The sequence below is a fragment of the Mesorhizobium sp. WSM4887 genome (assembly GCF_029625865.1).
Taxonomy (GTDB): domain Bacteria; phylum Pseudomonadota; class Alphaproteobacteria; order Rhizobiales; family Rhizobiaceae; genus Mesorhizobium.
Genome location: NZ_JARTVP010000008.1, coordinates 86,641 through 99,708, shown reverse-complemented (window position 1 = coordinate 99,708; position 13,068 = coordinate 86,641). Strand labels below are relative to the sequence as shown.

The following is a 13,068-nucleotide window of genomic DNA, read 5'->3' as shown; positions in this document are numbered from 1 at the left end:
CGGCTACTGATTAGTGAAATTCGGCCTGCGCTATTCAGGCGGCGCGCAGCTTGCGCTCGCGGCGGATCACTTCCGAGGCAAGCTGCAGATAGGCCTGGCTGCCGGAACATTTGAGATCGTAAAGGATTGCCGGCTTGCCGTAGGACGGCGCTTCGGAAACGCGCACGTTGCGCGGGATGATCGTCTCGTAGACCTTGTCGCCCATATGCGCGCGCACATCCTGCACCACCTGGTTGGCGAGGTTGTTGCGGCCATCGAACATGGTGAGCACGATGCCCTGGATGGTGAGGTCCGGATTTATCGTGCCGCGCACCTGCTCGACCGTTTCGAGCAATTGGCTAAGGCCTTCCAGCGCGAAGAACTCGCATTGCAGCGGCACCAGAACGGAATCGGCCGCCGCCATTGAATTCAAAGTCAAAAGATTGAGCGACGGCGGGCAGTCGATCAGCACATAGCCGAACGGCGCCGCGCGCGCGGCTGCCGCACGCAGCGCATTGCGCAGGCGCAGCACCCGGTCTGGCGCCGAGGCGATCTCCATTTCGATGCCGAGCAGATCGAGGGTTGAGGGCACGATGGACAAGCCCGGCACCGCCGTCGGCACCGCGGCCGCCTCCAGCTCGAGTTCGCCGGTCAGCACGTCATAGGACGAGACGGTGCGATCCTTGCGTTCGATGCCGAGCCCGGTGCTGGCATTGCCCTGCGGATCGAGGTCGACGATCAGCACGCGCTCCCCGATCGCGGCCAGCGCCGTCGCCAGATTGATCGCCGTGGTCGTCTTGCCGACGCCGCCCTTCTGGTTGGCAACGGTGATGATACGCGGTCCAGTTTTCATGGGTCGATGCCAGTGATTCATTGCGGGGTCGCCGGGTGCAGATCGGTGATTTCCAGAATGACGCCATGAGCGTCCGTCATGCTTGGATGTTCTACCAGATCGAAGGTCCAGCGGTGAGCGCTTTCTTCCACTTCGGCCCGGTAATCCCGGCCTTTGTGAAAAAGCGAACGCGCGCCCTTGGTCAGCCAGGGTGCGGCAAGATCGAGCAGGTCCGGAAGCGCCGTCAATGCCCGCGCGGTAACGACTTCCGGTGCAGAAACAAGTGGATAGCTGTCATCGATGCGTCGCGCCAGCACGCGCGCCGGTAGGCCGAATTGGCCGACGACCGATTGCAGGAACGACGCCTTCTTGCGGTTGCTTTCAACCAGATCGATCGTGGCGCCCGGCCGCTCTGCAAGCAGAAAACCGAGTACCAATCCGGGAAAGCCGCCGCCCGAGCCGAGGTCGACCCAGCGCATTGCGGTCGGCGCGATTCGCGCAAGCTGGGCGCTGTCCAGGATGTGGCGGCGCCAGACGTCGTCTAGCGTCGATGGCGCCGCCAGATTGATGCTGCGGTTCCATTTTTGAAAATGCCGCTCGAAGGCCTGCAGCCGCTCGAATGTTTCACGTGAAACCGGACCCGCTGCCTTCTGCAGGTCCGCCCAGGCATCGCCACTCACGCGACCGACCTTCGTGCAGCCAGCTCGGCATTGCGAACATGCGCGACAATGATCGCCAGAGCCGCTGGCGTCATGCCTTCCATGCGCTGCGCGTCGGCAATCGAGCGCGGCCGGCGTGCCTTCATCTTCTGCTTCAGCTCATTGGAAAGGCCTGGCACGTCGGCGAAGTCGATGGTCTCCGGAATGAGCCGCGATTCCTCGTGCCTGATCTGCGCCACGTCAGCCTGTTGGCGCTCGAGATAGACGGAATATTTCGCCTCGATCTCAAGCCGCTCTGCCGTGTTGGGGTCGAGTTCGCCAAACCGTGGCTCGATCCGCGTCAGCCAGACCATGTCGACGCCGGGATAGGCGAGAAGGTCGTAGGCGGAACGCCGAACGCCGTCCCGGTTGATCTCCAGTCCATGCCGCGCGGCTTCATTGGGCGTGAAGGCGATCGACTTTGCCAGCGCGCGCGCAGCGTCGAGCTTCACACTGATCGCGCCGAAACGTTGCATCCGCTCGGAGGAGACGATCCCCAAGCGGTCGGCCAGCGGCGTCAGCCGCTCGTCGGCATTGTCGGCGCGCAGCGAAAGCCGGAACTCCGCCCGCGAAGTGAACATGCGATAGGGTTCGGCGATGCCGCGGCTGGTGAGGTCGTCGATCATCACGCCGACATAGGCTTCGGTGCGGCTGAGCACGAACGGCTCGCCTGACGATGCCCTGCGCGCGGCGTTGATGCCGGCAAGCAGGCCTTGCGCGCCGGCCTCCTCGTAGCCGGTGGTGCCGTTGATCTGCCCCGCCAAAAAAAGCCCGGCGACGCGTTTCGTCTCCAGCGTCGGCTTGAGCTCGCGCGGGTCAACATGGTCATATTCGATGGCGTATCCCGGCTGCAGCATCGTCGCCCGTTCCAGGCCGGGGATCGTCTTCAACATGTCGAGTTGCACCTCTTCCGGCAGCGAGGTCGAGATGCCGTTCGGATAGACGGTGTCGTCGTCGAGGCCCTCCGGCTCGAGGAAGATCTGGTGACCCTCGCGGTCGCCGAACTTGACGATCTTGTCCTCGATAGAGGGACAGTAGCGCGGCCCAACGCCTTCGATCGAGCCGGAATACATCGCCGAACGCTTCAAATTGAGGCGAATCAACTCATGTGTCGCCTGCGTAGTGCGTGTGATACCGCAGTTGATCTGCGGGTTCGCGATGCGGTCTGTCATCAGCGAGAACGGCACCGGCTGATCGTCTGCGGCCTGGCGTTCCAGCGAGGCCCAATCGATGGTGCGGCCGTCGAGGCGAGGGGGCGTCCCGGTCTTCAGCCGCCCGAGCTTGAAACCGGCCCGCGCCATCGTCGCCGAGAGCCCATGGCTCGCCTGCTCGTTCATCCGGCCGGCGACGATCTTCTTCTCTCCTATATGGATCAGCCCGCGCAGGAACGTGCCGGTCGTCAGCACCACGGCGCCGCAGGCGAACCGCCTGTCACCGGAGACCAGCACGGCCGCAACCCGACCGTCCTCGATCTCGAAGTCCAGGACTTCGCCTTCCACCACGTCGAGATTGGCCTGCTCGCGGATCGCCGCCTGCATGGCAAGACGATAGAGCTTGCGGTCGGCCTGGGTCCGCGGCCCACGCACCGCTGGGCCCTTGCGGCGGTTCAGCAGGCGGAATTGGATGCCGGCGGCGTCCGCGATGCGGGCCATCAACCCGTCCATGGCGTCGATCTCGCGCACGAGATGACCCTTGCCGAGGCCACCGATGGCCGGATTGCAGGACATGACGCCGATCGTCTCGAAGCGCAGCGTCACCAGCGCCGTCCTGGCGCCAGCGCGCGCAGCCGCGCCCGCCGCTTCGCATCCGGCATGGCCGCCGCCCACCACCACCACGTCATAGTGATTGGTCATTGCAAGAATCCGTTTCAGAGATGCTTCGACACATGTCCCCGCCAGCCTCCGCTGTCAAGGATGCAGTCCGTTGCGGAGGTGATCGCCGGGGATGGGGCTGCGTGCCAGTGGTCTGCCTGTCCGACTTCGTCCGCATAGAAGGGAGGCGCCTATCCCACGGACGATTTTTCACTTCTCAAGCGCTGCGAATCAGCGCTGTTGCTTTAGTGGCCAGCCGTCCTTGCCTTCTACGAGGCAGGCAGTGAGGAGCAGCGCCGTTTGGCCCTTGATCTATTGGCACGCCACGCGTCTGGAGCCGGACTCGTTTCACGTGAAACACCATCCGCCACATCCTGTCGCTGTTTCACGTGAATCATCCGCCCGCAACCGCCCCGCGTTTCACGTGAATCACTTGCCGATGCAGAACTGCGAAAAGATGACGTCGAGCATATCCTCGACATCGACGGCGCCGATAATACGCCCAAGCCGGTCCGTGGCCACCCGCAACTCTTCCGCGCGCAGCTCCAGGCTTTGCCCCGACAGCGCCGCCGAGAGAAAATCCTTCGCCTCCTTCAGCAGCTCGACATGGCGGAGCCTCGACGGCAAGATCTCACCGGCCCCTCCGACTGCGGCAGCGGCGCGACCCGCAATCTCGTCCAGCAGTTCCGAAATTCCGGTACCTTCCTTGGAAGAGATGGCCAAATCATAGGCCCCTCTGCGCGCTCCCATGAGATCGGTTTTGGTCCCGATGCTCAGGAGCGGAACACCTGTCGGAACCGCGCCGACGGGCTGTGGATGGACCATATCCTCCAGCAGCAAAACCAGGTCGGCGCCACCGGCCTTGGCACGCGCTCGTTCGATGCCGATCGTCTCCACCTTGCCGGCGGCCTCGCGCAGGCCTGCCGTATCGACGACCCGAACTCTCATCCCGTGGAGGTCCAGCACCACCTCCAGCAGGTCGCGCGTGGTGCCCGGCTCGTCGGTGACGATTGCCGCCTCGCGTTGGGCCAGGGCGTTGAACAGACTGGACTTGCCGGCATTCGGCGCGCCGAGGATGACGACCTCGAAGCCATCGCGAATGATCTCGGCCGCCTTGAACCCCTGAATGTGGCGTTCGATCTCGTCGGCCATCGCCGCCACATCGGTCCAGACCGCCTTCGAGACCGAACCCGGCACATCCTCCTCGTCGGCGAAGTCGATTTCCGCCTCGATCATTGCCCGGGCATGGATCAACCGCCGGCGCCACCCCGAATAGAGCTCGCTCTGCGCGCCCTCGGCGTTACGCACGGCAAAGCGCCGCTGCGCCTCCGTCTCGGCATTGACGAGGTCCGCCAGCGCTTCGGTCTCGACCAGATCGAGCTTGCCGTTGAGAAAGGCGCGCCGCGTGAATTCGCCAGGCTCGGCATGTCTGACGCCGGCAAAGCCGGTGAGCGTTTCCAGCATTTTTGCCGCAACGGCGCGGCTGCCGTGAACATGGAACTCCCCAACGTCCTCGCCGGTGAAGCTGCTAGGTCCAGGAAAGAACACGACAAGCCCGTGATCGATGACCGAACCGTCCGCTGCCATCAGCTTGCGCAACGTGGTAAAGCGATCCCTAATACCGCCGCCGGCAATCGTTTCGATCACGAATCGAGTCTTGGGACCGGAGATGCGGATTACGGCGATGCCGGCGGGCAGGCGACCGCTCGACAGCGCTGCGATAGAATCCTTCGAGGTTGCCATTTGCCCGACCTGCCGAACCACCCTAGGTATCTTCTTTCAGGCGCCGTTCCGGACGTCAGCCGTAGCTTTCCCGGAATTGCCTGCTCATCAACCAAGCCGAGCCGCTCATTGTGACCTTGCCCGCGCGAAACCTGCTTGCCGAAGAGGCCAGCCCCTATCTGAAGCAGCACAGCGACAATCCCGTGCATTGGCGGGGCTGGTCGCCGGACGCCCTTGCCGAGGCGAAGGAACTCGGACGGCCGATCCTGCTGTCCATCGGCTATGCCGCCTGCCACTGGTGCCATGTCATGGCCCATGAAAGCTTCGAGAACGATGCCGTCGCCGCCGTCATGAACCGCCTCTTCGTCAATATCAAGGTCGATCGCGAGGAGCGCCCGGATATCGACCAGATCTACATGGCGGCACTCCATGCCATGGGCGAGCAGGGCGGCTGGCCGCTGACCATGTTCCTTACGCCCGATGGTAAGCCTTTCTGGGGCGGCACCTATTTTCCGCGCGAGGCGCGCTATGGACGGCCGGGCTTTGTCCAGGTGCTGGAGGCGGTCGACAAGGCCTGGCGCGAGAAGCAAGAGAGCCTCGGCCAAAGCGCCGACGCGCTGACCACCCATGTCGAGCAGCGGCTGGCCGGCGCGAAGGGAAAGGCGGTGCTCGACCGCGGCACGCTTGCCGATCTCGCCGGTCGCATCGAGGGCATGGTCGACGGCGATCTCGGCGGCTTGCGCGGCGCGCCGAAATTCCCCAACGCGCCCTTCATGCACAGTCTGTGGCTGTCCTGGCTGCGCGAGGGCCAGACCGCCCATCGCGACGCCGTGCTCATCAGCCTGGAAAAAATGCTCGCCGGCGGCATCTACGACCATGTCGGCGGCGGTCTCAGCCGTTACTCGACCGATGCCGAATGGCTGGTCCCGCATTTCGAGAAGATGCTTTACGACAACGCCCAGCTCATCCGCATGTGCAATTGGGCCTTCGCGGCAACGGGCAATGAGTTGTTTCGGAAGCGAATCGAGGAAACCGTGGCCTGGCTGCTGCGGGAAATGCGCGTCGAGGGCGGCGCTTTTGCGGCCAGCCTCGATGCCGACAGCGAAGGCGAGGAGGGGTTGTTCTACACCTGGAGCGGGGAAGAGGTTGAAGCCGCACTCGGTGCTGATTCCGCTCGCTTCTTCCAATATTTCGAGTTCGCCGCTCCGCATGGCTGGGAAGGCAAGCCCATCATCCGCCAGAGCGAGGCACAGCAGCGCCAGGGGATCAGCGAGGACGCTCAGCTCGCAGCGCTGAAGGCGAAATTGCTAGCTGCCAGAGAAAATCGCGTCAGGCCCGGCCGCGACGCCAAGGCGCTTACCGATTGGAACGGATTGATGATTGCGGCCCTCGCGGAAGCGGGCCGCTCCTTCGGGCGAGCCGACTGGGTGGACGCCGCCGTCAAGGCCTTCGCCCACATCGTCGAAGCCAGCAAGGACGGCCGCCTGCCGCATTCGATGCTCGGCGACAAGAAGCTTTTCCCGGCGCTGTCGAGCGACTATGCCGCCATGACCAACGCGGCGATCGCGCTGTTCGAGGCAACCGGCAGTTCTGCCTATATGGACCATGCCCGGCAGTTCATCGATCGGCTCGACCGCTGGCATCAGGATCCTGAAAAGACCGGCTATTATCTGACGGCGTCCGACAGCGTCGATGTGCCGATCCGTATCCGCGGCGATGTCGATGAGGCAATCCCCTCCGCCACCGGCCAGATCGTCGAGGCGCTGGTCCGGCTCTCGTCCCTTACCGGCGATCACGATCTTTGGGCAAAGGCATGGACGACAGCCGAACACGCCATGGGTCGCGCCGCGCAGCAAGCCTACGGCCAGGCCGGCATCATCAACGCGTGCGCGCTGGCGCTCGAACCGCTGAAGCTCGTCATCATAGACAAGCTTGATTCCTCAAGCCTTCTTGTTCCGGTGGCGAATCGAAGTTCCGATCCACGCCGGGTCGATGTCGTACTGCCCATCGGTACGGAAGCGAATCAACCGCTTTTGCCGGGCGGCGTGCTGCCGCCGACGGACAAGCCGGGAGCCTGGTTCTGCAGCGGACAGACATGCCTGCCGGCGGTTACGGATGCGGGCGAGTTGGAGAGGCTGTTGCGGCGGGAATAAACAGCTTCGTCTCCTCGGTTTGACCCAGGATCTATGTCGCGGCGCTTCCGACGAATGCGGCGGTGCGGAATTCTGCACCGCCGCAAAGCTCAAAAAACAACGGCATGGACTTAGAGTTCTGCACAGCGTCGCCTCGCTCCTTGCTCCGCCTTGTATGCCGAAGAAAGGACCGGTCCCTCGGCGCCCGATCAGGTATTCATCGAATCGAAGAAATCCGCGTTGGTCTTGGTCTGCTTGAGCTTGTCGATGAGGAATTCGATCGCATCGGTGGTTCCCATCGGCGCAAGGATCCGGCGCAGCACGAAGATCTTCTGCAGATCCGAACGCGGCACCAGAAGGTCCTCCTTGCGGGTCCCGGACTTGAGGATGTCGATCGCCGGGTAGATGCGTTTGTCGGCCACCTTGCGGTCGAGCTGGATTTCACAGTTACCGGTGCCCTTGAACTCTTCGAAAATGACTTCGTCCATGCGGCTGCCGGTGTCGATCAGCGCGGTGGCGATGATGGTCAGCGACCCGCCTTCCTCAATGTTGCGGGCGGCGCCGAAGAAGCGCTTCGGACGCTGCAGCGCGTTGGCGTCGACACCGCCGGTCAACACCTTGCCGGATGACGGCACCACGGTGTTGTAGGCGCGGCCGAGGCGGGTGATCGAATCGAGCAGGATGACGACATCGCGCCCATGCTCGACCAGGCGCTTGGCCTTCTCGATCACCATTTCGGCGACCTGCACATGGCGCGCTGCCGGTTCGTCGAAGGTCGAGGAAATGACTTCGCCCTTGACCGAGCGCTGCATGTCGGTGACTTCCTCCGGACGCTCGTCGATCAGAAGAACGATCAGGTAGCATTCCGGATGATTGGCGGTGATCGAGTGCGCGATGTTCTGCAACAGCACCGTCTTACCGGTGCGCGGCTGAGCGTTGATCAGCGCGCGCTGGCCCTTGCCGATCGGCGCCACCAGGTCGATCACACGCGGCGAGATGTCCTTGGTCGGGGGATTGTCGACCTCCATCTTCAGCCGCGAGGTCGGGTAGAGCGGCGTCAGATTGTCGAAGTGGATCTTGTGCCGGATCTTCTCCGGATCATCGAAATTGATCGTGTTGACCTTGAGCAGCGCGAAATAACGCTCGCCTTCCTTCGGGCTGCGGATCGGCCCTTCGACCGTGTCGCCGGTCTTCAGCGAAAAGCGCCTGATCTGCGACGGTGAAATATAGATATCGTCGGGACCTGGCAGGTAATTGGCGTTGGCCGAGCGCAGGAAGCCGAAACCGTCCTGCAGTACCTCGACCACGCCTTCACCGATGATCTCGACATCCTGGATGGCGAGCTTCTTCAGGATCGCGAACATCAGCTCCTGCTTGCGCATGACGCTGGCGTTCTCCACCTCGAGCGATTCGGCGTAAGCGATCAGCTCCGGCGGCTTCTTATTCTTGAACTCTGCGAGTTTCATTTCTTGCATTAGATGGACTCTGGGTAGGCTTTGGGGAGAAAAAATCGGCTGGATGCGACAAATGCCGGGCGCGGCCGAAAGCGAGAAAGGGGCGGCGCATGACGGGAAGGAAGACCCGTCTTTTATCGTCGGTCGCCTGAAAGAGCAAGCCGCCTTTTGCCGGGTGTGGGGAAGCCTCAGAACGGCTTCACGATGACCAGGATGACGATGACGATCATCAGCAATGTGGGGAGTTCATTGACGATCCGCCAGTGCCTCGCCGGCTTTTCGTTCTTGTCCTCGGCAAATTTTCTCACCGCGCCGGCGAGATAGCCGTGCAGACCCGAAAGCAGCAGCACGGCGAGGATCTTGGCGTGCAGCCAGCCGCCCTGGAAACCGAAGCCCTTCCAGGCGAGCCAAAGCCCGAACACCCAGGTCACGGTCATCGCCGGGTTGATGATGGCGCGCAGCAGCCGGCGCTCCATCACCTTGAAGGTCTCGGACTGCACGGAGCCTTTCTCGGCGTCGACATGATAGACGAAAAGCCGAGGCAGATAGAGCATCCCGGCCATCCAGGCGATGACGGCAATCACATGGATTGCCTTCGCCCAGGGATAGAAGCTGTCCGGCGCCACAAGGAAGAGCAGGGCGGTCAGGACGACCAGCAGGACGATGCCGATCAACATGCGCTTCATCGCCTGGCCGGCGCTGTTCTCGTTGATCGTCTCTGTCATCGATGGCTCCGCACCATTTTCACCATGGCCTCGACATGTGCCACAGGCGTTTCCGGCGTGATGCCGTGGCCGAGATTGAAGATCAGCGGCCCGTTGCCCAGCGTGCGAAGGATGGCGTCGACGCCGTCGGCCAGCGCCCTGCCGCCGGCAACCAGGCGAAGCGGATCGAGATTGCCCTGCACCGCGCCTTCGCTTTGCAATTCCTTTGCCATCGACAGCGGCACGGTCCAGTCGAGCCCGAGCCCGGTGATCCCGGTCTTCTTCCTGTAATCGCGATAGCGCTCGCCGGCGCCCTTGGGAAATCCGATCACCGGAACATCCGGACGCGCGGCCTCCACTTGCCGGACAATCTCGGCAACGGGCTCGACACAAAACGCCTCAAAGGACGCTTCATCGAGAACGCCCGACCAGGAGTCGAAAATCTGCACCACATCGGCGCCGGCGTCGATCTGGCGGATGAGATAGGCGGCCGAATGGTCGGCCAGTATCTTCAGGAGCCGTGCAAGGGCCTCCGGCTCGCGATAGGCGAAAAGCCTGGCCGGTCCCTGGTCCGGCGTGCCATGGCCGGCAATCATATAGGTCGCCACCGTCCAGGGCGCGCCGCAGAAGCCGATCAAGGTCGTTTCCACCGGAAGCTTCGCACGCAGACGGCGGACGGTTTCGTAGACCGGTTCGAGATTCACGTGAAACGTTTCGCCGTCCAGGCCCTCGATTTCGGCCACCGCAATCGGCTTGAGGATCGGCCCGTGTCCCTCTTCGAAGCGGACATCTCTTCCCAGCGCATCGGGCACAACCAGGATGTCGGAGAACAGGATCGAAGCATCGAAGCCGAAGCGCTCGATCGGCTGCAGCGTCACCTCGACGGCAAGATCCGGGTCATAGCAGAGATCGAGGAAAGAACCGGCCCGCTTCCGGGTCTCGCGATACTCCGGCAGATAACGCCCTGCCTGACGCATCATCCAGAGCGGCGGCGGTGAAACCGTCTCGCCCTTGAGGACGTCCAGCACGATCCGTTTCCCAGCCATCCAGTGCTCGCCCTCTCCAGGTCTCTTAAATCAAATATCTATTTTAAAAGAGTCTTCTGATTCTAAGAGTCTGTTGGTTGTGGTGGTTGTGACCTGTCCCGCCTGCCGCTCGAAAAGGCCAGTCAGCATATTGTCGCGCAGCCGCTTTCTCAATTTGGAGCGATCTGGGGACGAACTGGATTCAGGCTTTCGAGTCAGCGCCTTGGCTCTTCTGCTGCGGACCTCGAGCTGTGGATGATATCGGCCAAGAAAAGTTGGTCCCCGGTTTTGTCCCCAGCGCCCCGACAAAGCCTACAGCGGGGCGAATTGTGGACAAGGTGGCATCTGATACAGTCGCCTTCGACGTCACGACCTTTCTGTCCAACCTTGTCCACATCTGCCCACAGTCTGGAACCAACTCTTGTGAACAAACCCCAGAGCTTCTTCCATCTGCATCTGATTTCCGACGCCACCGGCGAGACGCTGCTGGCGGCAGGCCGCGCCGCCTCCGCGCAATATAAGGACGCGCGCGCCATCGAGCACATCTATCCGCTGATCCGCACGGAAAAGCAGGTCGCCAAGGTGTTCGAGGATATCGAGGAGGAGCCCGGCATCATTCTCTACACCGTCGTCGACCAGAAGCTCGCGCGCAGCATCGACGAGCGCTGCGCCGCCATGGGCCTGCCCTGCGTCTCGGTGCTGGAGCCCGTGCTCAGCGTCTTCCAGTCCTATCTCGGCACGCCGGCCGGCCGGCGCGTCGGCGCCCAGCATGTGCTCGACGCCGAATATTTCCGCCGCATCGATGCGCTGAACTTCACCATGGAGCATGACGACGGCCAGTTGCCGGCCAACATGGACGATGCCGATGTCGTGCTGATCGGCATCTCGCGCACCTCCAAGACGCCGACGAGCATCTATCTCGCCAATCGCGGAATCAAGACCGCCAACATTCCGATCGTGCTCGGCGTGCCGCTGCCGGAAAGCCTGATCAACGCCAGGACGCCGCTGATCGTCGGCCTCGTCGCCACGGCCGAGCGCATCTCGCATGTCCGCCAGAACCGCATCCTCGGCAACAGCAACAACTACGTGCCGACCGACTATGTCGACCGCGCCGCCATCGCCGAGGAGCTCGCCTATGCGCGTCAGCTCTGCACCAGGCATGGCTGGCCGATGATCGACGTCAGCCGGCGCTCGATCGAGGAAACCGCGGCGGCGATCGTTGCCCTGCGGGGCAAGACGCGCTAGGGCAGGCGATATAAGTGATCGCAACCGTTGGTGAACCAGTATGGCCGGCAAAATCGTCCTCGCTTCGGGCAGCCCGTTCCGCAAGGCAATGCTTATCAATGCCGGGCTCGACATCGAGGCGGTGCCGGCAGACGTCGACGAGCGCGCGCTCGAGGCGCCCTTGCAGGACAGCGGCGTGTCTCCCGAGGATGTCGCTTCGATCCTTGCCGAAGCCAAGGCGACCGAGGTCTGCGAGCGCCGGCCGGGCGCGCTGGTGCTCGGTTGCGACCAGACGCTGTCGCTTGGCGACGAAATCTTCCACAAGCCGGCCGATATGGAAGGGGCGCGGAGGCATCTCCTGGCCTTGTCGGGCAAGACCCATCAGCTGAACAGCGCCGCCGTGCTCTGCCGCGATGGCGAAGTGCTGTGGCGCCATGTCGGCATCGCCAGCCTCACCATGCGCAAGCTCGATCCCGCCTTCATCGGCCGCCACCTGGCGCGCGTCGGCGCCAAGGCGCTGGCGAGTGTCGGCGCCTACCAGATCGAGGCCGAGGGCATCCAGCTCTTCGAAAGGATCGAGGGCGACTATTTCACCATCGTCGGCCTGCCGCTGTTGCCGGTGCTGAAGGAGCTGCGCGCATTGGGAGCGATCGATGGTTGAGAAGCGGGCCTTCGTCACCGGCCACCCGATCGCGCATTCGCGCTCGCCCAAGATCCACCGCCACTGGCTGGAGGAATACGGCATCGACGGCAGCTACCAGGCTATCGACGTTCGGCCGGAGGATTTCGCAGCATTCCTGAAATCGCTGGACGAGAATGGCTATTGCGGCGGCAATGTCACCATCCCGCACAAGGAAGCAGCCTACGCCTTGGTCGAACGCCGCGACGAGGCCGCCGAAGCCATCGGCGCGGTCAACACGCTGTGGCTGGAAGACGGCGTGCTGTGGGGCGGCAATACCGACGCTCTCGGCTTTGCCGGCAATCTCGATGAACACGCCCCCGGCTGGGCGGCGAATGGTCCGGCCGTGGTGCTGGGCGCGGGCGGTGCCTCCCGCGCCGTCATCTACGCCCTGAAGGACCGAGGTCTCAACGACATCCGCATCGTCAACCGTACGCTGGCAAGGGCTGAGGAACTCGCCGACCGGTTCGGCGCCGGGGTTTCGGCGCATGGCGCCGGCGCGGTCGGCGAATTGCTTTCCGACGCCGGCCTGCTCATCAACACCACCGCGCTCGGCATGCATGGCAACGAGACCCTCGCCGCCGATCCGGCCGGTCTGCCCGGCCATGCCATCGTCACCGACATCGTCTATGTACCGCTGGAGACGCCGCTGCTTGCTGCCGCCAGGGCGCGCGGCCTGAAGACGGTCGATGGCCTCGGCATGCTGCTGCACCAGGCCGTGCCCGGCTTCGAGCGCTGGTTCGGCAAGCGGCCGCAGGTGACGCCGCAATTGCGGCGCATGATCGTCGCCGACATCGAAGCGCATTGA

Annotated in this window: 11 protein-coding genes; 4 read left to right on the top strand and 7 right to left on the bottom strand. The window is 63.3% G+C overall.

Annotated elements, in window-relative coordinates; genetic code table 11:
• Positions 1–34: 34 nt before the first annotated feature.
• The 4 genes from P9230_RS24170 to mnmE form a co-directional block, all read right to left on the bottom strand.
• On the bottom strand, positions 35–832 hold the full coding sequence (locus P9230_RS24170; protein ID WP_066991504.1) for a ParA family protein: 798 nt from the start codon (positions 830–832) through the stop codon (positions 35–37).
• Positions 833–849: 17 nt separating this feature from the next.
• The gene (rsmG, locus tag P9230_RS24165) at positions 850–1,491 is read right to left on the bottom strand and encodes a 16S rRNA (guanine(527)-N(7))-methyltransferase RsmG (protein ID WP_127240872.1); all 642 of its coding nucleotides are present in this window, start codon (positions 1,489–1,491) and stop codon (positions 850–852) included.
• Entirely contained in the window at positions 1,488–3,362 is a 1,875-nt protein-coding gene (gene mnmG / locus P9230_RS24160) for a tRNA uridine-5-carboxymethylaminomethyl(34) synthesis enzyme MnmG (RefSeq protein ID WP_278120920.1), read from the bottom strand. The genes rsmG and mnmG overlap by 4 nt, the downstream gene beginning before the upstream one ends.
• Positions 3,363–3,749: 387 nt before the next feature.
• Positions 3,750–5,063, bottom strand: coding sequence for a tRNA uridine-5-carboxymethylaminomethyl(34) synthesis GTPase MnmE (gene mnmE / locus P9230_RS24155; protein ID WP_278120919.1), 1,314 nt, complete (start codon positions 5,061–5,063; stop codon positions 3,750–3,752).
• Positions 5,064–5,173: 110 nt separating this feature from the next.
• Here mnmE and P9230_RS24150 point away from each other — a divergent pair, with 110 nt between their 5' ends.
• Entirely contained in the window at positions 5,174–7,195 is a 2,022-nt protein-coding gene (locus P9230_RS24150) for a thioredoxin domain-containing protein (protein ID WP_278120918.1), read from the top strand.
• Between the two features lie 188 nt (positions 7,196–7,383).
• On the opposite strand, the gene rho is transcribed toward P9230_RS24150, so the two are convergent.
• The 3 genes from rho to hemE all read right to left on the bottom strand — a co-directional run bounded on the left by rho (position 7,384) and on the right by hemE (position 10,378).
• Positions 7,384–8,649: a transcription termination factor Rho gene (gene rho, locus P9230_RS24145; RefSeq protein WP_082953824.1), complete on the bottom strand. Its 1,266-nt coding sequence runs from the start codon at positions 8,647–8,649 to the stop codon at positions 7,384–7,386.
• A 167-nt stretch (positions 8,650–8,816) separates the two neighbouring features.
• Positions 8,817–9,353: a protoporphyrinogen oxidase HemJ gene (gene hemJ / locus P9230_RS24140; protein WP_095825109.1), complete on the bottom strand. Its 537-nt coding sequence runs from the start codon at positions 9,351–9,353 to the stop codon at positions 8,817–8,819.
• Positions 9,350–10,378: a uroporphyrinogen decarboxylase gene (gene hemE / locus P9230_RS24135; RefSeq protein WP_278120917.1), complete on the bottom strand. Its 1,029-nt coding sequence runs from the start codon at positions 10,376–10,378 to the stop codon at positions 9,350–9,352. Before hemE ends, hemJ begins: the two co-directional genes overlap by 4 nt.
• A 402-nt stretch (positions 10,379–10,780) precedes the next feature.
• On the opposite strand from hemE, the gene P9230_RS24130 reads away from it, so the two are divergent.
• The 3 genes from P9230_RS24130 to P9230_RS24120 are packed head-to-tail and all read left to right on the top strand — an operon-like array spanning position 10,781 to position 13,068.
• Positions 10,781–11,602, top strand: a complete 822-nt coding sequence (locus P9230_RS24130; RefSeq protein WP_067323508.1) for a pyruvate, water dikinase regulatory protein — start codon at positions 10,781–10,783, stop codon at positions 11,600–11,602.
• 40 nt (positions 11,603–11,642) lie between these two features.
• Entirely contained in the window at positions 11,643–12,242 is a 600-nt protein-coding gene (locus P9230_RS24125; protein WP_278120916.1) for a Maf-like protein, read from the top strand.
• Entirely contained in the window at positions 12,235–13,068 is an 834-nt protein-coding gene (locus P9230_RS24120; protein WP_278085999.1) for a shikimate dehydrogenase, read from the top strand. Before P9230_RS24125 ends, P9230_RS24120 begins: the two co-directional genes overlap by 8 nt.